Genomic DNA, 23,662 nt, shown 5'->3' with positions numbered 1-23,662 from the left:
GCCAGACTAGACCCGCGGTCACATAACTGTCAAAACTCTTCGTCAAGGATTGATGTCTCGCGCCGCGCCTGACAGTTCTTTGCCATACAGACCCGACAGCTTGACCCTACCGCCAGTGCATCTGCCCGGCTGACCGTCTGCGGCAGGATCAACATTACTGCACGGTACATCGGATCTTTATCAAATCCAACTTGCGCTTGCGGCCAGGCGACAGCTAGGCATTCAAAACCCGTGGCATGGCGGCCATGCTGCACCACCTGACGACGCAGCGGAACCTGTGGCCGGGCCAATGCAGTGTATAGAGGCCACAGCGGGCAGGACGCTCCAAACCTTGGAAGAGCAAACCCATCGATCGGTTTGCGAAAAAGAATGGACCCCGACGCATCACAAAAAACCAACCCTGATTGCCTGCCCAGAACCTCCTCAGGCAAGGTTGCCAGGCGCCGCAAGACTGAGGGCAGTTGGCAACTAAATGTTTCGGCAAGGGCCATTGGATCTATTTTGTTGGCAACTGCTTGGGTTATTTCATCCAAAGGCATCTTTTCAGCATCCAAGCGATACAGTTCCAGTGCAGCCATGGCGTCAGTTCTGGCTGCATCGCTTTGCAGCTCAGACGCATCCGCAACCAATTCCGCCGGAGATGCCTGTCCTTGTTCAATAGCTCCAAAATGAAAATCATGGGCACTAAAGAACGCTTCCACGTCTTCCAGCGGCACACCGCGTCGAGCGGCGTTTGTACTACTGTCGTCGAGGAAATTTACCAGCGCCCTACTGCTTTCGGCCAGCCTACGTGAATCCACATTGAGGTTTTGATGGAAACGGTCCCGCCATTCCGGCTCAAGCTCTCCCGTTTCTGCCAAGATCGACGCGGTGGAGCGAATTGCAGCAGCCGTTGACAGCACTTCATGCAGAGACGCCGCCAGTTGCGGGTCATGTGTCAAACGATCTGACAGCACCTGAACAGTACGCTCAAGCGTGGCCACCCGACGATGTTCACCAGCCAGCACTTCAGCCCAACCTGGAAACCGCCCCGCAAACTCGTCCACATGGTCTAGCTCGGCGACCGGCTTCTCGGCATCCGCAGCGGCCTCCCGCAGGGTTGAGATCAGTGCCACTTCAGCGCCTTCGGTAAGCATTGAAGGTTCGACCCCCAACACTCTGGCAATATCCACCAATAGCTTGCCACCGATTCTACGGCGATTGTGCTCAATTAGGTTAAGATAAGACGCAGATATGTCGACCTGTCGCGCCAGCGCCGCCTGACGCAACGCCAAAAACAGCCTGCGTTCACGGATTCGACTACCTGTCAAAGTGTCCCTTGTCATTATGCAGCCCTCCTTGATCAATACGTTTTCAACAGTTTTCTGCGCTGCAATATAAAATACTTTACAACATCAGGCGCACCTCTGTGCATTTATTTACAGAATTATCCAGAAAAACAAGGCGATTATTGCGCAATTTTACAACCTCGCCCCATACTGCATTTGCACAATAGTGCCTGCGCATCGTGGAAGTAGAGGAGCCGCGACGCGTCAATCATATAAGGGAGGATTATATGTCCAATTCGAATTTCACGCGTCGTGGCATGCTGAAAACCAGCGCTGTTGCCGGCGCAGGTGTTGCATTGCCAACGATTTTTACCGCGTCGTCCGTCGCGGCTTACACCAATGAACCCACTGGTAGTTCTGTCACTTTGGGTTTCAACGTACCACAAACTGGCCCCTACGCCGACGAAGGCGCGGACGAGCTGCGCGCATATCAGTTAGCAGTCGAGCACCTGAACGGAGAAGGCGACGGCGGCATGCTGAACACCTTCAGCTCCAAAGAGCTGCAGGGCAACGGCATCCTGGGCAAAAAGGTCGAGTTCGTCACAGGCGATACGCAGACCAAATCTGATGCTGCACGCGCATCGGCTAAGTCGATGATCGAAAAAGACGGCGCTGTGATGATCACAGGTGGTTCGTCCTCGGGTGTTGCGATTGCTGTTCAGGGTCTGTGTCAAGAAGCTGGCGTGATCTTCATGGCTGGTCTGACCCACTCGAACGACACAACCGGTAAAGATAAGAAAGCCAATGGCTTCCGTCACTTCTTTAACGGTTACATGTCTGCTGCGGCCTTGGCTCCGGTTCTTAAGAACCTGTATGGCACCGACCGTAACGCCTATCACCTGACAGCTGACTACACTTGGGGCTGGACTCAGGAAGAGTCGATCGCTGCTGCAACCGAAGCCATGGGCTGGAACACAGTCAACAAAGTGCGCACACCGCTCGCCTCGACTGACTTCTCGTCCTACATCGCTCCGGTTCTGAATTCGGGTGCTGATGTTCTGGTTCTGAACCACTACGGCGGCAACATGGTGAACTCGCTGACCAACGCTGTTCAGTTTGGTCTGCGTGAAAAAGTCGTCAACGGCAAGAACTTCGAAATCGTTGTTCCGCTGTACTCGCGTCTGATGGCCAAAGGTGCCGGTGCCAACGTTAAAGGCATTCACGGTTCCACCAACTGGCACTGGTCGCTGCAGGACGATGCCTCTAAGGCATTCGTTAAATCCTTCGGCACCAAATATGGCTTCCCACCGTCGCAGGCGGCGCACACTGTATACTGTCAGACTTTGCTGTATGCGGATGCTGCCACACGCGCAGGTACTTTCAACCCATGTGGTATTGGCGAAGCTCTGGAAGGCTTTGAGTTCGACGGTCTGGGCAATGGTAAAACATTGTACCGTGCTGGCGATCACCAGTGCTTCAAAGACGTGCTGGTTGTGCGCGGTAAAGAAAACCCAACATCGGAGTTCGACCTTCTTGAAGTTGTCGAAGTCACTCCGGCGGCTCAGGTTACTTACCCGATCGATCACCCAATGTTTGCTGGCGGAGCCCTGGGCTCTTGTAACGCAGGCTAAGGCCATATGGCCGGGCTGGGCGCGCAATCTGCGCCCAGCCCCTTCACCCAGCAGCCGGATCTAGCAGATCGATACGGGATAATCATCCCGAGGCCGCCGGACACTCACAAAGACAAGACGACAAACCCAAAGGTGGGGGCTATGGACGCAATCCTATTGCAAATCTTGAACGGGCTCGACAAGGGCTCTGCCTATGCGCTGATCGCGCTGGGACTGACACTCATTTTTGGCACGCTTGGCGTGGTGAACTTTGCCCATGGGGCCTTGTTCATGATTGGTGCATTCTGCGCCGTCACCCTTCAACGGCTCCTCAATCTCAGCTTTGAGACAATTGATGAGACCCAAACCGACTTTCTTGGCAATGCGCTAAAGGTGAAAACCCCCTACGTCGAGGCCTGGTTCGGCCCTCAAATGGGTGGGACGATCATCGACTGGGCAGTCCCTCTGGCGATTCTGTTTGCAGTCCCAATTATGGTTTTTGTTGGTTATGCGATGGAACGCGGGCTGATCAAGCACTTCTACAAGCGTCCCCACGCGGATCAAATCCTGGTGACCTTTGGTCTCGCCATCGTGCTGCAGGAAGTGATCAAATATTTCTACGGCGCCAACCCGATCCAGACCCCTGCCCCCGAAGCATTGAGCGGAATTGTCAACGTCGGCGCCATCATCGGCATGGATATTGTTTATCCTGTCTGGCGTATCGTCTACTTCTTCTTCTCGCTTCTGGTTATTGGTGGCATTTTCTCATTCCTGCAATTCACTACCTTTGGTATGGTTGTGCGCGCCGGTATGGCCGACCGTGAAACCGTGGGCTTGCTTGGCATCAATATCGATAAACGCTTCACCGTCATGTTTGGTATTGCCGCTGCTGTCGCGGGTCTTGCAGGTGTGATGTATACCCCGATCAACTCGCCGAACTATCACATGGGCATGGACTTCCTTGTTCTCAGCTTTGTTGTGGTGGTTGTTGGTGGCATGGGCTCGCTGCCAGGAGCGGTACTTGCGGGCTTCCTGCTGGGAATTCTCGAAAGCTTTGCCTCGATGAACGAGATTAAATCAATCATCCCAGGTATCGACCAAATCATCATCTATGTGGTGGCAATCATCATTCTGCTCACCCGCCCCCGAGGTCTGATGGGCCGCAAAGGCGTGATGGAGGACTAAAAACATGCTCGGAATGAACAAAAACGACACCACAATGCTGTTGCTTGTCGCCGCACTGACGATGCTAGCACCCTTTATCCTGAACCCGTTCCCTACGGACAGCGGATTGGCACAATTCAACGCCGGTTACCCGGATCTGATGCAGAGGTTTGTGATCTTTGGCATCTTTGCCATTGGTTTCAACATCCTGTTTGGCCTCACGGGCTATCTCAGCTTTGGCCACGCAGCCTTTTTGGGTGTCGGCTCTTACTCGGCGGTTTGGATGTTCAAACTTCTGGCGATGAACGTCATCCCCGCCATCTTGTTGTCAGTGGTTATGGCGGGTGTGTTTGCCCTGCTGATTGGCTACGTCTCGCTGCGACGGTCGGGTATCTACTTTTCGATCCTGACGCTGGCCTTTGCACAGATGTCGTTCAACCTGGCCTACTCAGTGCTGACCCCAATCACCAATGGTGAGACTGGCCTGCAACTTAGCCTCGATGATCCTAGGGTCCTTGGCGTGTCGCAGACGGCAGATGGATCCATCCCGGTTACCAATCTGTTTGGTTTGGAAATGCGTTCGACTTTTGAAATGGCCGTTGGCCCCTGGGCCTTCCAATTCAACGCGGGGTACTACCTCTGTGCGTTGATCCTGCTGGCTGTTTTCTACCTGTCGATCCGCATCTTCCGCTCGCCCTTTGGTCTGATGCTGAAAGCTGTTAAATCGAACCAGCAGCGGATGAACTACACCGGGCTGAACACCCGCCCCTACACGCTGGCTGCCTTTGTTATCTCAGGTATGTATGCTGGTCTGGCCGGTGGCTTGTTGGCCTCGATGGATCCTCTGGCAGGCGCCGAACGTATGCAGTGGACAGCTTCTGGCGAAGTGGTTCTGATGACGATCCTTGGCGGCGCCGGCACTCTGATTGGTCCGGTTCTGGGCGCAGGTTTCATCAAGTACTTCGAAAACATCTTCTCCAAGATCAACGAAAGCGTACTCCACAGTTGGTTCGGCGCTCTGCCCGACGGGCTTGAGGACCTGCTGGTTACCCTGGTCTACCCCTTTGTAGGCAAAGGCTGGCATATGACGCTTGGCATCTTGTTTGTTCTGGTTGTGGTGTTCCTGCCCGGTGGTTTGGTTGAAGGCGGCCAACGCGTTACAGCCTGGATACGTAGCAAAAAGGCGGGCGGTAACAAGCCCACCAGCACAACCGAACCTGCGGAATAAGGAGACACAAGATGGGAATTCTTGAAGTCAAAGGCGTAAACAAGCGGTTCGGCGGGCTCCAAGCCTTGGGGGATGTAAACCTAAGCGTCAAGGAAAACTCGGTCCATGCTATCATCGGTCCAAACGGTGCAGGCAAATCCACCCTACTGAACTGTCTGGTGGGAAAGTTGATCCCTGACACCGGGTCAGTGATGTTCGACGGTCAATCCGTGCTGGGCCGTGCCCCGTATGAGATCAACCAGATGGGCATCAGCCGTGTGTTCCAGACACCCGAGATCTTTGGTGAACTTTCGGTGATGGAAAACATGATGATCCCCTGCTTTGCCAAACGGGACGGTGCGTTTGAAATGAACGCAATCGGGTCTGTGCTCAGCCAAAAGGACATCATCGCAAAAGCCGAGGAAATGTTGAAAGACATGAACATGGCGGACAAGCGGCACATGAACGCCGCCTCGCTGTCGCGTGGGGATAAACGGCGCCTTGAGATTGGCATGTGCCTATCACAAGAACCCCGCCTGCTGCTGTTGGATGAACCCACTGCCGGTATGGCACGAGCAGACACCAACAACACCATCGATCTGCTGAAACAGATCAGCGACGAACGCGACATCACCATCGCCATCATTGAGCATGATATGCACGTTGTGTTCTCTCTGGCTGATCGGATCACCGTTTTGGCCCAGGGCACACCACTGGTTGAAGATGAACCACAAAATATCCGAGGCAACCCCAAAGTGCGCGAAGCGTACCTGGGTGAGTCGGGCTAAGGAGAGAACCAAATGAACGTCAAACCCAATTTCTCCAAGAACGCCAACCAGGCGACCACCGCCCCGGCCTTTTTGTCGGTCTGGGACATGCATGCTTACTATGGTGAAAGCTATATCGTGCAGGGCATTTCCTTCAACGTGCACGAGGGCGAGATCCTTGCCTTGCTAGGCCGTAATGGGGCGGGCAAAACCTCGACCCTGCGCGCTATCGCCCGGATGGATGACCCCCAGTTGAACAAGGGTGAGATCTGGCTGGATCACCAACCCTTGCACAGCATGGCAAGTTATCAGGCCTCTGCCGCAGGGTTGGCCCTGGTGCCAGAAGATCGCAGCATCATTCCTGGCCTGACGGTCGAGGAAAACCTGCAACTGGCCCAGATCGCTCCGCCGATCGGCTGGTCGCTGGAACGTCTGTACGAGCTGTTCCCGCGCTTGGGTGAGCGCCGCAAGCAAGAGGGTGTCACCCTATCGGGCGGCGAACAGCAGATGCTGGCAATTGCCCGCGCATTGGCCCGCGATATCAAAGTTCTTCTGTTGGACGAGCCTTACGAAGGACTGGCACCTGTAATCGTGGATGAGATCGAACGGACGCTCATCCACATCAAGGAACAAGGCATCACGACCATCATCGTTGAACAAAACGCAGTGCGGGCACTGGAACTGGCTGACCGTGCGGTAATCCTCGACACCGGAGGCATCGTGTTCGACGGTGTGGCCTCTGAAGTGCTGGAAAACGAAGAACTGCGCGCCGAATATCTGGCGATCTAAGCCACAATGAAATCCCGTTTTTTACGGCAACAAGTGTATAAGGCCGACCTTACCAGGGTCGGCCTTATTTTTGTTCGCATGAAGGTTGGGAAACCATCGTAAACTGATCAGAATATTCAGTCCGATTGCTCCCGTTCTATCTAATCCAAACCGGGAGAGAGCTGGATCAAATATGATGACTGGTTTCAGCCAAAGAACGGTTTGTTACTGTTCGGTCCGCCATTTGCGCATTGCTAGTACGCCATGCCGCCCGTGCCCTTAGACGAATAGCAATTGCTATTATCCCCAGGCAAATCCAGAAAACCTGGATCAACATTGAGCCGAGATTGAAGTTCTGCACCAAGCTGATCAATATGAGGCATGCACCACATATATTGATCAGAAAGAACGCTATCCCCTGGCTGTCGATGACGCGAAAGGTCACCAATGTGTAGTTGGTCAGGTACAGGAGAAACCCAACTACCCCACACCCAGTGGAAACCTGTGCAGGAAGAGACGCAAAGACGTCATAGATGTTTTCAACAATCATTTTGGACAGGCCTTAAAAAAGTTACTCGTTAACCACGTCCGGTATCTAGAAAGCCTCGCTATTTCGACCTATTCCCATTTGGGGACAAAACACTCAAAGGTCTGGAATACTATACCTTTCGCTACCAGGCTCCACATCGCGCCCAGCCGCACGCGCCAGCAACCAGGGCCAGTTGGTAATGTGGTGGTAATGCCCTTTGTCAGCCATCGCAGTCAGGCGGGCATCCGGTAAATGCTGAGCCAAAAGCTCGGCCCCTTGCACGGGTGCTACGTTATCCAGGTCACCTTGAAAAATTTCAACCGGAACCGTGATATCCTGCACAGGGAAGTCCCAGCCCTGAGCATTCAACAGGTTCTCTTCCACCATGCCTTCCATGCCCATGGCTGTGCGCTGTGCCAGCATTTCAGCTGTTCGGCGCCGGATCACCGGATGCGACAGAATTTCAACATCGTCAGCGCTGCGTGTACGCTTACAATACCGGTCAAAATAGTTGTCCCGGTTCTGCAAAATTGATCGCACCAGAAATGGGATCACCTGCCGAAGCATTGAGGGCCAGTGGCGCCCCAAAATACTGGACATATGATAAAACTGATCCAACTCACGCCAATTCGGATGGCGATAAACAGGATAGGCAGCAGAAGACAGCACGATTTTTTCAACACGCGATCCTAACCCATGCGCCACGGCCAATGCGCTGCCCGAACCGAAGGACAGGGCCAAAATACCTACACTGCCTAGGCCCAATTGCTCCATCAACTGTTCTACATCTGATGTGAAATCCCGCAGGCTGTCCATATCCCTGGCCTCGGACCGAAATGCGCCGGGACGACAGGGGGTAATAAGACGAATGTTGTGCCGTTCCAGATAGTGCAAGCAAAGATCCGGATACCCGACCACATCGATTGCAACCCCCGACAGCGCATCGAAGACCAGCACGGGGTCCCCGGTTTCAGGGCCAAGGCAAAAATATTCAAGGTTGCGGCCATCTCTAAGAGTGATCATCCGCCGCACGTTCCGGCGTTCACCCTTAAACAATTCACTACGTCGCAGGGCGGACATTGGTGTCGCGGCGAGCCCAGCGATCAGACTAGCCTGATTATGAAGCCCCGTTTTATCATAGATCCGCTTCAAATACGTACGCGCACTTTCATAGGACAGTCCCATCTCAACAGCCGCACTTCGCAGTTCCCCCTTTTGGCTAAGTTCGCCTAACAGCTCAGCCTCACGCCTAGAAAGATGATGCGTATGGGAGAAGCTGCGCAGCGCATCGTTTTTTCCTCGGCCTGCAGAAATCAGAACTGCAGAGGCAATTGACGGAAATCCAATTCGTTCCGCGTCTTGACGAGGCAAAACCATCATTGGCTCTTGGCAATTTCCCGGCAATTGGAACTCTTGCGATACCTCATTCTGAATGCAGGACCCAACCAGCGAGGCCAGCGATTGTTCGCCTTTGTCGTTCAAAAGGCCCGGGAGTTCACCATTGGGCAAAATCGATCCCAACTGCAGCGTTTCCTGCATTGACCGATTGGCCATCAAGAGCTGCCCAGTTTCCCCAAACAGGGCTACACCAAAGGCAAAACTGTTCAAAACCGACGACAAATAGGTCTCGCGTTCTTGCAAGTCGACCATGCGTTTGGAAATGCTAAAGGCCCGCCTGAAGTGCTGTGAGAGGTTCTCCAGCCCCTTGCTGTCGTTATGTTCCAAAAACCGACTGTCGCGCGCGCGTTGAACTTCTTCTGTCAGCTCAAGTATCAATTCAGGCCACAACGAATTGTCCAACGACGCCTCATAAACCAAATGTGTCAACTGCTCAAAATTGCCCGACATATCCAAACACCCAAAACTAATAAAACAAAAACATCACATAGCATTGCAATCTCCAGCACATAAAGTCAGGTTTTCCAGAACCCGACCCGCAGCCACAGTGTGTGCCCTTTCCATAAGAGGAAATTCAGTCCACATATGCCCCATGACTGATATAGCCTTTGACCATGCGCCCGTCGGGCTAGCCCAACTGGAACACCGCTTCATCCGACGCTGCAACCTGCAGTTTGCCGAAACTTTCGGGGATACTCCCGCGGCATTTATCGGTATGGAGATTTCCGCTTTGTACCCAAGCCGCGCGGACTTTGACCGGATCGGGGACTTGCTGCAGCAAGAGGACGCTCAGGCCGGGCGATACGATGATGAGCGCATTATGCGGAGATGTACTGGCGAGTTGTTCTGGTGTCGGGTCCGCGGTCGGTCGCTGACTCCAGATCAGCCATTCCGAGCTGGAATTTGGTCATTTGCTGATATCTCCGACGATAGGCCAATGGTCACTCTGACGCCCAGAGAACGCGACGTCGCGATTTTCACTTGTCGCGGCTTATCTGCGAAAGAAATCGGCGTGGAGCTGAACCTGTCCTACCGTACAGTTGAAACCCACCGCGCCAATCTGCTTAAGAAATTCTCAGCCCGAAAGCTTCCCGAATTGGTGGCAAAACTGACCGGTATGCCTCTCTAAATCAGGACCGATTGCAAATTTGATGCCGAACGCCCATGTTAGCGCTCTGTTAGGGTGCTTTCCTTGCGGGCGACCATGCCCTATAAGCGCGTTAAATTTCGACCTGCATTACCGGCAGGTCTCTGAGAACCGGCTGAGGACAATATGAAAAACAAAACTCACGAAGCAGACGTCGCCTTTATCAAGGCATTGGCCGAAATGCTGCGCGACAATGACCTGACCGAGTTGCAGGTCAAACGTGACTATGGCGATGACGACAGCCTGAATGTGCGCGTCTCTCGTCAAGTTGCTGCAATGCCGGCACCTGTGCAGGTAGCGGTCCCTGCCGCCGCGCCAGCTGCGTCACCTGTCGCCGCAGCTGCGGCTCCTGCTGCAGCGCCAGCGGATGATCCCGCCAGCCACCCTGGCGCTGTGCCATCACCGATGGTCGGCACCGTCTACACTCAGGCAGAACCGGGTGCTCCAGCCTTTATCTCAGTCGGCGCGAAAGTCAGCGAAGGCGATACCTTGCTGATCATCGAAGCCATGAAGACCATGAACCACATCCCTGCCCCCAAGGCTGGAACGGTAAAACGCATTCTGGTCGAAGATGGTGCTGCTGTGGAATTCGGAACGCCTCTGGTCATCATCGAGTAAGGATCAGACATGTTTGACAAGATCCTGATTGCCAATCGCGGCGAGATCGCCCTTCGCGTGATCCGCGCGGCGCGTGAAATGGGCATCAAATCGGTTGCAGTACACTCGACTGCAGATGCCGACGCCATGCATGTGCGCATGGCTGATGAATCAGTTTGCATTGGCCCGCCGTCCAGTATCAACAGCTACCTATCGATCCCGGCCATAATATCAGCCTGTGAAATCACTGGCGCGCAGGCGATCCATCCCGGCTATGGCTTTCTGTCTGAAAACGCCAATTTTGTGCAGATCGTCGAGGATCACGGCCTGACATTCATCGGCCCTACCGCACAGCACATCCGCACAATGGGCGATAAAATTACCGCCAAGGACACCATGAAAGAACTGGGCGTACCCTGTGTCCCCGGCTCAGATGGTGGCGTTCCAGATCTGGAAACAGCGCAGAAAATTGGCGCTGATATCGGCTATCCCGTAATTATCAAGGCGACAGCTGGCGGCGGTGGCAAAGGCATGAAAGTCGCCAATACTGCGGCTGATATGGAAATGGCTTTTCGCACCGCGCGTGCTGAGGGCAAGTCCAACTTTGGCAACGATGAAGTCTACATCGAGAAATATTTGACCACACCGCGCCACATCGAAATTCAGGTGTTCGGAGATGGTAAGGGCAAGGCTGTGCATCTGGGCGAGCGCGACTGCTCGTTGCAACGCCGTCACCAAAAGGTGTTTGAGGAGGCCCCGGGCCCCAGCATTAGCCCTGAGGAACGCGCTAAAATCGGTAAAATCTGCGCCGATGCTGTTGCCAATATCAACTATATTGGCGCCGGCACCATTGAGTTCCTGTACGAAAACGGTGAGTTCTTCTTTATCGAGATGAACACCCGCCTGCAGGTGGAACATCCGGTCACCGAGGCAATTTTTGGTGTGGATCTGGTACGTGAACAAATTCGCGTCGCCGAAGGCCTGCAAATGTCGTTTAGTCAGGACGATCTTACGATCAACGGCCACGCCATTGAGGTGCGGATCAACGCCGAGAAGCTCCCGAACTTTGCCCCTTGCCCCGGTAGAATCACCCAGTACCACGCCCCAGGCGGATTGGGTGTTCGGATGGATTCGGCGCTGTATGACGGCTATTCGATCCCGCCCTATTACGACAGTCTGATCGGCAAGCTGATTGTGCACGGCCGCGACCGCAATGAGGCCATTGCCCGCCTGAGCCGGGCCCTGGGTGAATTGATTGTTGATGGAGTCGACACCACAGTTCCACTGTTTCATGCCCTACTGGCCGAAGCTGACGTTCAGTCTGGCAACTATAACATTCACTGGCTGGAACGTTGGCTTGACGATAATCTGGCCAGCTAAAACTTTGGTAGCGGTGCGTGCGAGCACGCACCCTACCCACCCCTTTGTTCTTGTATGATAACACTGTCTGCAGAGTTGTTGTTGCACGCCTATTCAGTGGGCGTATTCCCCATGGCCGAAACCAGCGATAATCCCGAAGTTTTCTGGGTGGACCCCAAGCGCCGTGGCATTCTTCCGCTGGATGGTTTTCATATTTCCCGCTCTCTCGGACGGCACATCCGACGTGCAGCTTATCAGGTGACTGTGAACCGCGATTTTCAGGCCGTTGTTACAGCCTGCGCCGATCGTGAGGAAACCTGGATCAACGCTGAAATCTACAAGCGCTATATTGAGCTACACGAAATGGGGCATGCACATTCGCTCGAAATTTGGCAGGACGGTGCGCTGAGTGGCGGTGTCTATGGCGTCACTGTAGGGGCTGCATTTTTCGGAGAGAGTATGTTTTCGCATCGTACCAATGCGTCAAAACTTGCGCTTGCTTACTTGGTTGATCGTCTCAATCAGACCGGATTTACCTTGTGTGATACTCAGTTCCTGACCACACACCTAGCATCACTGGGCGGGATAGAAATCAGCCGTGCAGCCTATCGCAGGCAGCTGTTTGAGGCTGTGCAGGAACAAAAATCCTTCACCTCTGCCGAGCTCCCCACTGCTCAGGAGCTATTGCAGCGCAATACCCAGATGTCGTAGCGGCTGTGATCCAACGCGCTTAACGCCGGGCTAGAGGCAATCATCCAACCTTCAAACTGTACCGCACCACTGTCTGGCTCTCGTATTGTGAGAAAGGCAAAGGCATCCCCTGTGGGGTTTTCTGCCGGATAACGACAATCAGCGACAGTCACCAACAGACCAAAAAGTTCAGCGCTGCCACCAATTGGCAGCTCGGCATCCGTTGTGCGACCGTTGACTTTGTCCAGACCGCGCAACACCGCACCAGTTCCAGACACGGCTCCATTGTCTTGTGCCAAGCTAGCTGAACCCAGCCCCAGCGACAGCAGACCGGACCAAAACGCCAATCGGATCACGATTCTTCCCCGCTGCCGGACACAAATTTCAGCAACAAAGTAATTAAGCTGACAGCGCCCTGAGTGTCCTCGATTTCATCCCCCGGTTCAAAACTGAACGGTGAACCACCAGGCATAATCTCAACAAAGTTGCCGCCCAACAGACCTTCGGACGACACCACCACAGCGCTGTCATCAGGAATATCGATCCCCTGAAGCACCGAGAAACCAGTGTCCGCACGAAATGTCTGTGGGTTCAAGACAACGTTTGTAACTGTACCAATCTTAACGCCGGCCAAGCGGACGTCAGTACCGACGCCGACCCCTTCAATAGAGCGAAACGAGGCATTAAGTTGGTAGTCTTCACCACCACGCGACAATCCCGTGGCCTGCCCTGCAAAAACGGCAAAACCTATCGCTGCGGCCAGTACGACGCCGCCGACCAAAACTTCGGTGGTATTGTGGGACATGCTACTTCGCCTCTACAGGGGGCGGATCACTCCGGCACCCATGCCTCATAGTCCTGACGAGTGGCAGGCTCAGCGGCCCGGCGAATCGATCCTGCAGGCGCGTAGGCCAGAGCAGTACCAGTCAGGTTTTCCTGATGCGGTTTTTCCCAATCCTTGTGCTTCAAAGGTTGCTCAGAGGGCAATTCGTCAAAGGTGCGGTGCAACCAACCATGCCAGTCCGCATTTATCCGTGTCGCCTCAATCTCACCATTGAAGATGACCCAGCGTTTGCTGTCATCGGCATTGTGGTAGTACACGTTGCCCTGATCATCATCGCCAACCTTAATACCCTTGCGGGCGGTAAAAAGCTGAGTGTTCAGTGTCTGACCGTTCCACCAGGTAACGGCGCGCAAAAGAGTATTCAGAATTCCCATGGGTATCTCCGCAAAGTTAGTCTTGATATGACCTAGTTTGGGGCCAAGGTCCAGATGCTGTGCCCTCTCAGAGTGCGCAGGACGTAGATGAGGCGCGTTTTTTCCCGCGCTCAGGTTGGGAAAGGAGGGATGGTCCAGTTTCAGCTAGGGTAGTAACGCCGTCAACTCGATCTCAATGCGATATTTGGGATCAATCAGACCACATTCGATCATGGTGGCGGCTGGCGGATTATCGCCAAAAGTTTCCGCAAGAATCGGCCAGCAAGGCGCGAACTCCGCTCGGTCAGGCAAGTAGTAGTTTACACGCACGACTTGGGCAAAACTACTGCCTGCTTCATCCAGTGCCTTACCTATGATCTCAAGGGCTGATCGGCACTGTTCCAAGGCTCCGTCCCCTTGCCCCACAGTTCCTGCCACATGTACAAACCCGCCTGCAACAACCGCGCGGCAATAGCCCACTTTGCTCTCAAATTCACCGCCCGAGGAAATACGTTTGATCAACTTTTCTTCTCCCAATAGAAAACGGCGCGGGATGAACCGCGCCGTGATTGATAAGTCCGGTACACAATGAGTTACCCGGCCGATGCAGGCTCTTTTTCGGCATCTGCGTGGATCATCAGCGGTTCAACATTTGAATTCACCGCTTCTTCGTTCACCACCACCTTGGTGACGCTGTCCATTCCGGGCAGCTCAAACATAGTGTTGAGCAGGATATCTTCGAGGATTGACCGCAAACCACGCGCACCAGTCTTACGCTCGATGGCGCGTTTAGCGATGGCACTCAATGCATCGTTGGTAAAGTCCAGCTCGGTTTCTTCCAGTTCGAACAGTCGCTGATATTGTTTGACCAATGCGTTCTTTGGTTCCGACAAGATGGTCACCAATGCATCTTCGTCCAGATCTTCCAACGTTGCCAGCACAGGCAAACGACCAACAAATTCAGGGATCAGACCAAACTTCAGCAGATCTTCGGGTTCCAGATCCTGGAACACTTCGCCCACGCCACGCTCGTCGTTGTCACGCACATCTGCACCAAAGCCCATCGCCGAGCCCTTACCGCGCGCTGCGATGATCTTGTCCAGACCGGCAAACGCGCCACCACAGATGAACAGGATATTGGTGGTGTCGACCTGCAGGAATTCCTGTTGCGGATGCTTGCGACCGCCCTGTGGTGGAACACTGGCAACGGTGCCTTCCATCAGCTTCAGCAAAGCCTGCTGTACGCCCTCGCCCGACACATCGCGGGTGATCGAAGGGTTTTCAGACTTACGTGTGATTTTATCGACTTCATCGATGTAGACGATACCACGCTGAGCGCGTTCGACATTGTACTCAGAGGCCTGAAGAAGTTTCAGAATGATGTTTTCAACATCTTCCCCCACGTATCCCGCTTCGGTCAGAGTGGTCGCATCTGCCATTGTGAACGGCACATCCAAAATCCGGGCCAGCGTCTGTGCTAGTAGTGTTTTACCGCAACCAGTTGGGCCGATCAGCAAGATATTGGATTTCGCCAATTCAAGTTCTGAGCCCGCTTTTTGGGCGTGGTTCAGACGCTTGTAGTGATTGTGCACCGCCACTGACAGCACCTTCTTGGCCATTGCCTGACCAATCACATAGTCATCCAGCACGCCGCAAATATCTTTAGGAGACGGCACACCATCGGTGGCTTTTAGCCCCGAGGCCTTGGTCTCTTCGCGGATGATGTCCATGCACAATTCGACACATTCGTCGCATATGAACACAGTCGGGCCCGCAATCAGCTTGCGCACCTCATGCTGGCTTTTGCCGCAGAAGCTGCAGTAAAGCGTATTTTTGCTGTCGCCGCTCGAGTTCGTCGCCATGGTCTACCTTTCAGTCCGCGCCAGGAGCCGCCCGCCACAGGCGTCTCCCGCTTCAAAAACAGCTTAAGCCAGTGCCTCAGCCGCTACAATCGTAAAGTGCGCCCCAGCCTGTCTGGGGCGCAGTGGTTAGTTAGGGAGAGCGCTTCAGCTCTCTTCGTCATCACCTTTGGGCCGGTTGGCCACGATCTCATCGATCAGGCCAAATTCTTTGGCTTCTTCAGGTGACATAAAATTGTCGCGCTCCAGCGCGGCTTCGACCTTGTCCAGCTCTTGGCCGGTATGTTCCACATAAATTTCGTTCAGACGGCGCTTCAGTTTCAGCGTCTCTTCGGCGTGAATCATGATGTCAGTAGCCTGCCCTTGGAAACCGCCAGAAGGCTGGTGCACCATGACACGCGAGTTGGGCAACGAAAAGCGCATGCCCTTTTCACCAGCGGTCAGCAACAGCGACCCCATTGATGCCGCCTGACCAATCACCAATGTCGAAACTTTGGGTTTGATGTATTGCATGGTGTCATAGATCGATAAGCCCGATGTCACCACGCCACCCGGGCTGTTGATGTACATCGAAATTTCTTTGGATGGGTTTTCCGCTTCAAGGTGCAAAAGCTGCGCCACGATAAGTGAGCTCATGCCGTCATGCACAGGACCATTCAGGAAAATGATCCGCTCTTTCAACAGGCGTGAGAAAATATCATATGCCCGTTCACCGCGGCTGGTCTGCTCCACAACCATGGGGACGAGGGTGTTCATGTAGGTTTCTTTTGGATCGAACATTTGGGCCTGCCTGCTTTGAATGTAATCGGGACCATACCCGACAGAGTGTTACTTGATTCTTAGTATCGCGGCCAAAGGGCTGCAAGAGGGAGCAAAAAAAATGCATTTCACCGCCGATGTTGAAATATTTCCGTCGCATTCCCTAAATTCGCCGTCGCAAACTGGTGGTTGGTCGGCATGAGTTCAGTTTACCACGCTGTTAGATACGCCTTGTAGCCACTGATTACAGTGCCCGACGCCACAGGATCTCATCATGCAGACTGACAGCTTTGTACAAAAGGGCGCAGCCGCCAAACTAGCGATCCCTTTTAGTGGTGCGCCAAAGGATTTTTATTTCCTGCTACTTCCCAAGGCAACGATGTTACCTGTGGCGGCGGCGATCGAACCTCTGCGCATTGCAAATCAGGTTACCAATACTGAACTGTACCGATGGTACACCATGAGCGAAGACGGCGCGCCGGTCACCTGTTCAAATGGAATGACAGTCACACCAGATCTGGCGTTGGGACAATTGCAACAAGACGCTGAGGTGTTTGTATGCTCGGGAGTTGAGCCGCAGCACGCGGCGGGCGAGCCAACAATAAACTGGTTGCGTCGAGAACATCGGTTTGGTCGCCGTCTGGGCGGTATCTGTACTGGCGCTTTTGCGCTGGCACAGGCTGGTTTGCTGAGGGGGCAGGAATTCACTCTGCACTGGGAGAATCAACCCGGGTTCTCGGAGATGTTCCCCGACCTAAATCCCTCGCCCAATATCTACGAAATCTCCAGCAACCTGGTGACCTGTGGGGGGGGCAATGCCGCTACGGATATGATGCTCAATCTGATACAGGAACGCCACGGCAAAAAACTGGCCATCATCGTTGCCGATATGTGCCTGCATGTGCGGTCCGGGGGGCAGATGGCACCGCAAAAATCTAACTATGCTGTGGCTATAGGCAGTCGAAACCAAAGGTTACTCACTGCATTACAGCTGATGCAGGAGGCCATCGAGGACCCGTTGTCGATCATAGAACTTTGCGATCAACTGGATATTTCACGACGGCAACTGGAGCGGCTGTTTTCTCGCTATTTGGACCAAAGCCCAATGCAGGTCTATTCCGATATGCGCCTAAGCCATGCTTACGGTCTGATGAACGAAACAGCGATGTCCGTAACCGAGATTGCACTGGCCTCTGGCTTCAACAGCGCCACACATTTTTCTCGTTTGTTCAAACGCAAGTTTGGGGCCAGCCCTCACTTCTTCAGAAAGGGCTGGGTCTAATTTCTTTTGTCCTAACTGAAGTCGTACAAACTCTGAAATTTGCCTCCAACTTTGCTTGGCTATGACTTGATCTGAATTAGATCAATAGGCCTGATAAATACGAATATCGGGGTCAGCTAGGATGTAGGGCTTCAACGCAACAAAAACATCTTGGGTGAACAGGTCACTGGAGAGATACTTCTCTGCTGCTTCGTTTGTTGCAAACCCATGTAATACTTGCACATCAGTATCCCGTACCAACAGCGTTTTTGTTTCAGCCCCATCAATGCTGCTTAAGAAGGGCTCTTTGTATTCCGCATAGATAGCCGCTGCCGCAGCCCGGTTTTCCGGTGCGATCGACAAAGTGATTTCCAAAAACGAACCCGGGTCGGCAAACGCTGAGGTTGCCATGAGAGACGTACTCAACACGATAGACTTCAGAAGTGGGGTCATAGACGTATTCCTTAAATTCTGTTTCAGTCCAATCAGGCTGCCAGACGGCCATCGCAGAGAGAAATTGCTTCTGTGAATGATATCATTCACAAAAAGAACTAATTCTGGCGCGGTCAAACCGTTAACGTGACTACGTGATGAACGATGGGATGAAACATGAATTTCCAACAACTTAGATTTGTGGTGGCCGTCGCTGAGACGCGTTCGTTCACCAGTGCAGCAGATCTTTGTTGCGTCACGCAGCCCGCCCTTTCAAACGCTATCGCGCAGTTGGAAGAAGAACTGGGTGGCAAGCTGTTTGATCGGACAACCCGGTCAGTCGCATTAACTGACTTTGGGCAAACACTGATCACCGACATTCGTCATATTATTGATGCTAAATCTCAGCTGATGGTAGGGGCATCCGAATATCTGACGCGCGATGATCGCAATGTCAGGGTCGGCATTTCACCACTGATCAGTGATGATTTTGTTGCAGCGATGTTGTCCCGTATCGAAAACTTGAATGGTGGCCTGAACATTATCCTGTCGGAAATGAACAAGGCTGACATTCAACCTGCCCTAAACACCGGTCAGATTGACTTTGGTCTTGGCCCAGAACCCTGGGGCGAAGACAGTCTGATTTCGAAACCTATCTACAGCGAGCCGCTGCTGTATGTCTCTGCCACTCAAGGTGAACGGACAGACGAACCGGCTACACTTGAGACCCTGTCAGGCAAACAAATTCTACTCGTTGGAGAAGACTGTGGCCTATCCGTCGCCATTCGCACCCTGTTTCAGGTCAATCAAATCCCATTGGTTGAATACGAAGGTAAGGCGCTTAGCTATTCTATTCTGGAGAAGTGGGCCATGCTAGGGATTGGCATAGCGCTGCTGCCAGCATCAAAAGTGGCCAATGTTTCCTGCGCGCGTCGTTTGATCAACGGGGATGGGGCAGCTGTTTCTATAGGGTTTCACGCGTGCTGGAAACCGTCCCAAGAGCTTAGACACAGTTTTGCTGCAGTAAAAATGGCGCTGCAGGCGGACGGGCTTTAGGCTTTCAGCTTCGAATATTATCCAATAGTCCAAAACCCCACGGCTCATATTGCCTAGTTTCTGGATAGGCGATACGGTCGACCATATGAAACATGTACCCAAAAAAAATACCGACGATGCTCTTATTCAGGAATTCCTAAATAAAGGCGGCAAAGTCAGCGTTGGCAAAACCAAACCTCTCCCAAGCGAGTTGAGCATTAGCAACAACGCCTGGAACAACAAGCTAACCAAAGAAGAGAAAGCCGCACGCGACAAAAAATAGGACTAACGTACTTTTTCAGGTTGGGCTACTGGACGCGTTTGCAGAACGGTCCCGTTCAGGAAATTTGGGTTCACAAGCTGCAGCAACTACCCTAAAACGCGGTTTTCATCCCTACTCCGGCTGGTCACATGTCCCAACACCGCTCCGAACTGCTAATGCCTGCGGGTAATCTGCGTAAGTTGAAAATAGCGATCCTCTACGGGGCTGATGCTGTCTATTTGGGCACTCCGGATATGTCCTTACGTACTAAATCCGAGTTTTCTCTGGAAGACGTGATTGAAGGCGTCAAATTCTGCCATCAGCATGGGCGCCGCGCCTATCTGACACTGAACTTGTATTCGCACAACAAAGACATCCCCAAGCTGGACGAGTACATTGATACCGTGCGACAGGTGAAGCCAGACGGGTTAATCATCGCGGACCCAGGCGTCTTTCAGTATGTCCGCGAACGCGCGCCAGAAATCCCACTGCATGTCTCGACCCAGGCTAATATCTGTTCTTGGTTGTCCGTACAGTTCTGGCAGAACCAAGGCGCCGATTTGGCGGTTCTGGCGCGCGAGGTGTCTTTCCCTGAACTGGAAGAAATCCGCGAAAAATGCCCAGATATCAAACTAGAGGCCTTTGTTCACGGCGCCATGTGCATGACTTATTCTGGCAGGTGTCTGCTGTCGAATTTTATGGCCGAACGCGGTGCCAATCAGGGTAACTGCGCCAATTCCTGTCGCTGGAACTACAAGTTCCACATGCGTCTGAAAGACGGCACCGTGCAGGAACTGATCGTGGATGACAGCAATCACGACATGTTCGAATTCCTGTTGGAGGAAGGCGTCCGACCCGGTGAGTTTCTGCCCATTCAGGAAGACGAACGTGGCAGCTATATCCTGAACTCCAAGGACCTGTGCCTGATGCCAAAACTCGACGATTATCTGCGCATCGGTGTGGATAGTCTAAAGGTCGAAGGCCGCGGCAAGTCGGAGTACTATGCAGCAGTTGTAGCCCGCGCCTATCGTATGGCGATTGATGACTATTATGCCGATCCAGAAAACTGGGATGCGTCCGACTACATGGGTGAATTGGAAACCGTCGGCAACCGAGGCTACACACTGGCCTTCCACAAGGGCCGACTGACCAATCTATCTCACGGATATGAACACACCGCAGCCATTGCAACTTGGGAGTATGCAGGTGTTGTGAGCGAAGTAACCGAGGAGGCGTTCCTGGTTGAGGTCAAGAACAAGTTGGAGCCCGGTGACGTACTGGAGATGGTCTCGCCCATAGCCCGCAACACCATTCTGCTGCGGGCTTATGATTATGAAATCGCTGCCAGCGGCCAACGCAAAGACGTGGTGCATGGGTCGACCAAGTCCGTGATCCGCCTCCCTTTCTCACTGTTTGAGCAAGAAGACCAGAGCGATCTGCGCAGCAACTTTCCTGCCTTCACGGTAATCCGCAAGGAACGCGCGCTAAGCGATGAACAGTGGAAACGCCTGCAACTGGACAAGACTGCGCAGGCCATGGAAGTGCGCGACAGCACAGGTGAGACCGCCTATAAACGTCGTCGCAATGCATTGGTTGAGGCCATCGAGGCCGACACCAACGAGAAGCGCTTCAAAACCAACCGAGTAGGCACGCAGGGCTGTTGTGGCAAGGGTTGCAATGGTTGTTTGATATTCTGGCAAGGCGATGAATACGCCGTCGCCCGCGATGTGCTACGAAAGCGCAAACAAGGTGAACAGCTGAGCCGTGCCGAAGCAAACGAGTTCAAACTGCCGGTCTAAAAACTGGGAAACGACCAACCAGTAGGCTGTAAAGAAATCAGCCTTTCGCTTGGGTTCAGGTCTCAATTGTGAATTTTCGACTTTAAACGGAAAAACCCCGAACGCGGTTCGGGGCTTTTCGTATTCTTATTTACTCTCTTAGATCTCTTTACTGAGAAACGGATTGCAGATACGCGAGAATTGCCGCGATATCTTTTTCCTTTTTCAGCCCCGAGAACGACATCTTGGTGCCCTTCATATATTTCTTGGGTTTGGCTAAAAAAGCGGCCAGTTCTTGTTGGTTCCAGACCAGCCCACTTTCGGCTGCAGCCATCATTGGTTTGGAATACTTGAAGCCGTCGACCTGTCCTGCAGTTGCGCCAACGATGCCGTTCAAAATTGGACCTGTTCGATTTTTGGCCCCTTCGCCAACCTGATGACAGGCTTTGCATTTTTTGAACGTCTTGGCGCCCTTGGCCACCAGTTCTGGGTCTAAAGCGACCGTTTCGACCACGGGCTCTTGCACAGGCTGTTGAGCAGCGGCTTCAGTCACTTGGACTTCGGCTTCGGCTACTGTACCGGATTTGGCAGCGGTTTCTTCGGGCGTTACATCGAGTACCAGTGCGCGCATGGTGATTTCTACGCTGTCCTTACAATTGGTCATGCAAGCATCGTTGAAATTTACATACTCCGCTTCAGCTCGGTCATCCAAGATAAAGCCACCAGCGTTAGGCATTTCGACCTCAAGGAAGTTATCCTTGTTCAATACAAAATCCTCATCCACCAGATCGTTGGAATACAGGATGTAGGCAACAATGGCATAGACCTCGTCCGGCTCAAGCGACTGCGCATTGCCGAACGGCATTGACCGGTTCACGTAGTCCCATGTGGTCGACAGATAGGGCCAGTAAGACCCAACGGTTTTCAGCGGATCCTCGTGGTCCAGCGTCCCTGCCCCACCAGCTAGTTTTGGCCAGTTCCCAACACCTTCGGCAAAGTCACCATGGCAAACAGCACATTGTTCGGCAAAGATCTCTTCTCCATCCAGAACAGATCCCGACCCTGCGGGAAGGCCGGTGCCATCAGGGCTAACATCCAAATCCCAAGCAGCAACTTCTTCTGGCAACGCCGGGCGGCCCAAACCATAGGCCTCGGAATAAGCTGGTGCTGCAAGTAATGTCATCAGTGAGGCGACAACGGTAAGCTTATGATACTTCGACATTTTCGGCCTCTCCGCTTTCCTTGACCCACCAGGTCTGGATGCAATTGTTATGGTAGATAGAGTTCAGACCGCGCACGTCGCGCAGCTGGGTTTTGGTTGGCTGTACATATCCGGTAGCATCCTTGGCGCGGGCCTGTAGGAACATTTCCGTACCGTCCCAATTGTGATCCAGATAGAACCGGCTCATCGCCTTGTCCTGTCCTGGGGCAGCCAGACGAGCCTCGATCCAGTTCTTGCCACCGTCAACTGAAACATCAACGCCAGTGATAGCCCCGTTCCCAGACCAGGCCAGGCCAGTGATAACCAGCGGACCTGTCCCGTGTTTGATCGGCGCTTGTGGGCTGGGCGAGGTGATGATGGACTTGGCATCCATAACCCAGGTCCATTTGCGCGCGATGCCATTGGCGAGATTGTCTGTGTATTTGCTGGTTTCTTCGCGACTTTCCACCGGAGCATCCTTGACCTCGATACGGCGGAGCCACTTGATCCACATGTTGCCTTCCCAGCCCGGTACAACCAAGCGCACGGGGTATCCGTGTTCCTTGCGCAGAGCTTCGCCGTTGGCCTTAAACGCGACAAGCACATCATCCAGAGCCTTTTCCAACGGGATTGAGCGGCCATTCGACGAGGCATCCGCTCCTTCGACATAGATCCACTTACCTTCTGGTTTGACGCCCGCCTCTTCCAACAAGGTCCGCAGCGATACGCCGGTATATTCCATGTTGTGGATCATACCGTGCGTGAACTGCGCCCCATTCAACTGGGCCCCTGCCCACTCCATGCCGGTGTTGGCAGCACATTCACAGAAGTAAACGTGGTTTTCCCGTGGGAACCGTTCCAGATCCTCGTAAGTGAACACCAATTCCTGATCTACCAAGCCATTGATCATCAGGCGGTAGTCTTCTTTACGCATCTCGATTGCGCCCGAGTGATGGCGCTCAAATGCACACCCTTGCGGCGTAATGGTGCCGTCCAGTGCGTGGATTGGTGTAAAGTTGATCGACGAAATAGTATCGGCGGTCAGCCACTCCACGTTGCGCCGTACCACGTCCTGCTCGAACTGGATTGGCAGGCCATATGGCGTTACATCAACGCCATCACCAAAAGACGAAGCCCAATCCTGAACTTCTGTGATCAGCGGGTCAGGACCAGCTGCCTTGGCAGCACCCGCCGCCACAGCCCCTGCCCCTGCAGCAGCCGCACCAGTTAGGAACTGACGGCGCGATGGAGAATTGTGTTTGGAGCTATCACTCATTTGATGGCCTCCTTAGTTTAGAGACAAATTCACATGTGTGAATTCGTGAGGGTAAAAAAAATCATTGATTAACCGGGGCGCGGCAAAGCACCCCGGTC

Annotated in this window: 25 protein-coding genes; 13 read left to right on the top strand and 12 right to left on the bottom strand. The window is 53.4% G+C overall.

The window, feature by feature from the left end:
* Positions 1-29: 29 nt before the first annotated feature.
* Positions 30-1,325, bottom strand: coding sequence for a helix-turn-helix domain-containing protein (locus FEE96_RS16175; RefSeq protein ID WP_138164161.1), 1,296 nt, complete (start codon positions 1,323-1,325; stop codon positions 30-32).
* A gap of 230 nt (positions 1,326-1,555) precedes the next feature.
* Between FEE96_RS16175 and FEE96_RS16170 the strand changes: the two genes are divergently transcribed.
* From FEE96_RS16170 to FEE96_RS16150, 5 genes are all read left to right on the top strand, one after another.
* Positions 1,556-2,899, top strand: a complete 1,344-nt coding sequence (locus FEE96_RS16170) for a substrate-binding protein (RefSeq protein WP_138164160.1) — start codon at positions 1,556-1,558, stop codon at positions 2,897-2,899.
* A 141-nt stretch (positions 2,900-3,040) separates the two neighbouring features.
* The gene (locus FEE96_RS16165) at positions 3,041-4,063 is read left to right on the top strand and encodes a branched-chain amino acid ABC transporter permease (protein WP_138164159.1); all 1,023 of its coding nucleotides are present in this window, start codon (positions 3,041-3,043) and stop codon (positions 4,061-4,063) included.
* 4 nt (positions 4,064-4,067) lie between these two features.
* Positions 4,068-5,270: a branched-chain amino acid ABC transporter permease gene (locus FEE96_RS16160; protein WP_138164158.1), complete on the top strand. Its 1,203-nt coding sequence runs from the start codon at positions 4,068-4,070 to the stop codon at positions 5,268-5,270.
* Between the two features lie 11 nt (positions 5,271-5,281).
* Positions 5,282-6,037, top strand: a complete 756-nt coding sequence (locus tag FEE96_RS16155) for an ABC transporter ATP-binding protein (RefSeq protein WP_138164157.1) — start codon at positions 5,282-5,284, stop codon at positions 6,035-6,037.
* Between the two features lie 12 nt (positions 6,038-6,049).
* On the top strand, positions 6,050-6,805 hold the full coding sequence (locus FEE96_RS16150) for an ABC transporter ATP-binding protein (RefSeq protein WP_138164156.1): 756 nt from the start codon (positions 6,050-6,052) through the stop codon (positions 6,803-6,805).
* Between the two features lie 166 nt (positions 6,806-6,971).
* On the opposite strand, the gene FEE96_RS16145 is transcribed toward FEE96_RS16150, so the two are convergent.
* Entirely contained in the window at positions 6,972-7,334 is a 363-nt protein-coding gene (locus FEE96_RS16145) for a CBU_0592 family membrane protein (protein ID WP_209120778.1), read from the bottom strand.
* A gap of 93 nt (positions 7,335-7,427) precedes the next feature.
* Positions 7,428-9,161: an alpha/beta fold hydrolase gene (locus FEE96_RS16140; RefSeq protein ID WP_138164155.1), complete on the bottom strand. Its 1,734-nt coding sequence runs from the start codon at positions 9,159-9,161 to the stop codon at positions 7,428-7,430.
* A gap of 142 nt (positions 9,162-9,303) precedes the next feature.
* Between FEE96_RS16140 and FEE96_RS16135 the strand changes: the two genes are divergently transcribed.
* The 4 genes from FEE96_RS16135 to aat all read left to right on the top strand — a co-directional run bounded on the left by FEE96_RS16135 (position 9,304) and on the right by aat (position 12,525).
* Positions 9,304-9,840, top strand: coding sequence for a PAS and helix-turn-helix domain-containing protein (locus FEE96_RS16135; protein WP_138164154.1), 537 nt, complete (start codon positions 9,304-9,306; stop codon positions 9,838-9,840).
* Positions 9,841-9,984: 144 nt separating this feature from the next.
* The gene (accB, locus tag FEE96_RS16130; RefSeq protein WP_138164153.1) at positions 9,985-10,476 is read left to right on the top strand and encodes an acetyl-CoA carboxylase biotin carboxyl carrier protein; all 492 of its coding nucleotides are present in this window, start codon (positions 9,985-9,987) and stop codon (positions 10,474-10,476) included.
* 9 nt (positions 10,477-10,485) lie between these two features.
* Positions 10,486-11,835, top strand: a complete 1,350-nt coding sequence (gene accC, locus FEE96_RS16125; protein WP_138164152.1) for an acetyl-CoA carboxylase biotin carboxylase subunit — start codon at positions 10,486-10,488, stop codon at positions 11,833-11,835.
* 57 nt (positions 11,836-11,892) lie between these two features.
* The gene (aat, locus tag FEE96_RS16120) at positions 11,893-12,525 is read left to right on the top strand and encodes a leucyl/phenylalanyl-tRNA--protein transferase (protein ID WP_138164264.1); all 633 of its coding nucleotides are present in this window, start codon (positions 11,893-11,895) and stop codon (positions 12,523-12,525) included.
* On the opposite strand, the gene FEE96_RS16115 is transcribed toward aat, so the two are convergent.
* The 6 genes from FEE96_RS16115 to FEE96_RS16090 all read right to left on the bottom strand — a co-directional run bounded on the left by FEE96_RS16115 (position 12,489) and on the right by FEE96_RS16090 (position 16,340).
* On the bottom strand, positions 12,489-12,851 hold the full coding sequence (locus FEE96_RS16115; protein ID WP_425467329.1) for a DUF2155 domain-containing protein: 363 nt from the start codon (positions 12,849-12,851) through the stop codon (positions 12,489-12,491). The genes aat and FEE96_RS16115 overlap by 37 nt on opposite strands.
* Before the next feature lie 5 nt (positions 12,852-12,856).
* The gene (gene mlaD / locus FEE96_RS16110) at positions 12,857-13,309 is read right to left on the bottom strand and encodes an outer membrane lipid asymmetry maintenance protein MlaD (protein ID WP_138164150.1); all 453 of its coding nucleotides are present in this window, start codon (positions 13,307-13,309) and stop codon (positions 12,857-12,859) included.
* 26 nt (positions 13,310-13,335) lie between these two features.
* Complete coding sequence (locus FEE96_RS16105) at positions 13,336-13,722, bottom strand: NADH:ubiquinone oxidoreductase subunit NDUFA12 (RefSeq protein ID WP_138164149.1); 387 nt, start codon at positions 13,720-13,722, stop codon at positions 13,336-13,338.
* Between the two features lie 144 nt (positions 13,723-13,866).
* Positions 13,867-14,223, bottom strand: a complete 357-nt coding sequence (locus FEE96_RS16100) for a RidA family protein (protein ID WP_138164148.1) — start codon at positions 14,221-14,223, stop codon at positions 13,867-13,869.
* A gap of 71 nt (positions 14,224-14,294) precedes the next feature.
* Entirely contained in the window at positions 14,295-15,563 is a 1,269-nt protein-coding gene (gene clpX / locus FEE96_RS16095; protein ID WP_138164147.1) for an ATP-dependent Clp protease ATP-binding subunit ClpX, read from the bottom strand.
* Positions 15,564-15,707: 144 nt separating this feature from the next.
* Positions 15,708-16,340, bottom strand: a complete 633-nt coding sequence (locus FEE96_RS16090; protein WP_138164146.1) for an ATP-dependent Clp protease proteolytic subunit — start codon at positions 16,338-16,340, stop codon at positions 15,708-15,710.
* 253 nt (positions 16,341-16,593) lie between these two features.
* Here FEE96_RS16090 and FEE96_RS16085 point away from each other — a divergent pair, with 253 nt between their 5' ends.
* Positions 16,594-17,601 (top strand): GlxA family transcriptional regulator, encoded by a 1,008-nt coding sequence (locus FEE96_RS16085; protein ID WP_138164145.1) that lies wholly within the window; start codon positions 16,594-16,596, stop codon positions 17,599-17,601.
* Positions 17,602-17,682: 81 nt separating this feature from the next.
* Here the strand turns inward: FEE96_RS16085 and FEE96_RS16080 are convergent, their stop codons facing one another.
* Positions 17,683-18,033, bottom strand: a complete 351-nt coding sequence (locus FEE96_RS16080; protein ID WP_246079484.1) for a hypothetical protein — start codon at positions 18,031-18,033, stop codon at positions 17,683-17,685.
* Between the two features lie 156 nt (positions 18,034-18,189).
* Between FEE96_RS16080 and FEE96_RS16075 the strand changes: the two genes are divergently transcribed.
* The 3 genes from FEE96_RS16075 to FEE96_RS16070 all read left to right on the top strand — a co-directional run bounded on the left by FEE96_RS16075 (position 18,190) and on the right by FEE96_RS16070 (position 21,108).
* Positions 18,190-19,068, top strand: a complete 879-nt coding sequence (locus FEE96_RS16075; RefSeq protein WP_138164144.1) for a LysR family transcriptional regulator — start codon at positions 18,190-18,192, stop codon at positions 19,066-19,068.
* Between the two features lie 85 nt (positions 19,069-19,153).
* The gene (locus FEE96_RS23545) at positions 19,154-19,330 is read left to right on the top strand and encodes a hypothetical protein (protein ID WP_167741245.1); all 177 of its coding nucleotides are present in this window, start codon (positions 19,154-19,156) and stop codon (positions 19,328-19,330) included.
* A 128-nt stretch (positions 19,331-19,458) separates the two neighbouring features.
* Complete coding sequence (locus tag FEE96_RS16070) at positions 19,459-21,108, top strand: U32 family peptidase (RefSeq protein ID WP_138164143.1); 1,650 nt, start codon at positions 19,459-19,461, stop codon at positions 21,106-21,108.
* A gap of 148 nt (positions 21,109-21,256) precedes the next feature.
* Here FEE96_RS16070 and FEE96_RS16065 read toward each other — a convergent pair whose 3' ends face one another.
* Positions 21,257-22,309 (bottom strand): c-type cytochrome, encoded by a 1,053-nt coding sequence (locus tag FEE96_RS16065; RefSeq protein ID WP_138164142.1) that lies wholly within the window; start codon positions 22,307-22,309, stop codon positions 21,257-21,259.
* Complete coding sequence (gene soxC, locus FEE96_RS16060) at positions 22,293-23,564, bottom strand: sulfite dehydrogenase (protein ID WP_138164141.1); 1,272 nt, start codon at positions 23,562-23,564, stop codon at positions 22,293-22,295. The genes FEE96_RS16065 and soxC overlap by 17 nt, the downstream gene beginning before the upstream one ends.
* Between the last annotated feature and the right edge of the window lie 98 nt (positions 23,565-23,662).

Source organism: Parasedimentitalea maritima, from assembly GCF_005771405.1.
Classification (GTDB): domain Bacteria; phylum Pseudomonadota; class Alphaproteobacteria; order Rhodobacterales; family Rhodobacteraceae; genus Parasedimentitalea; species Parasedimentitalea maritima.
Note: the sequence above shows the minus strand (reverse complement) of the source record. Positions and strands in the feature narration are given on the sequence as shown.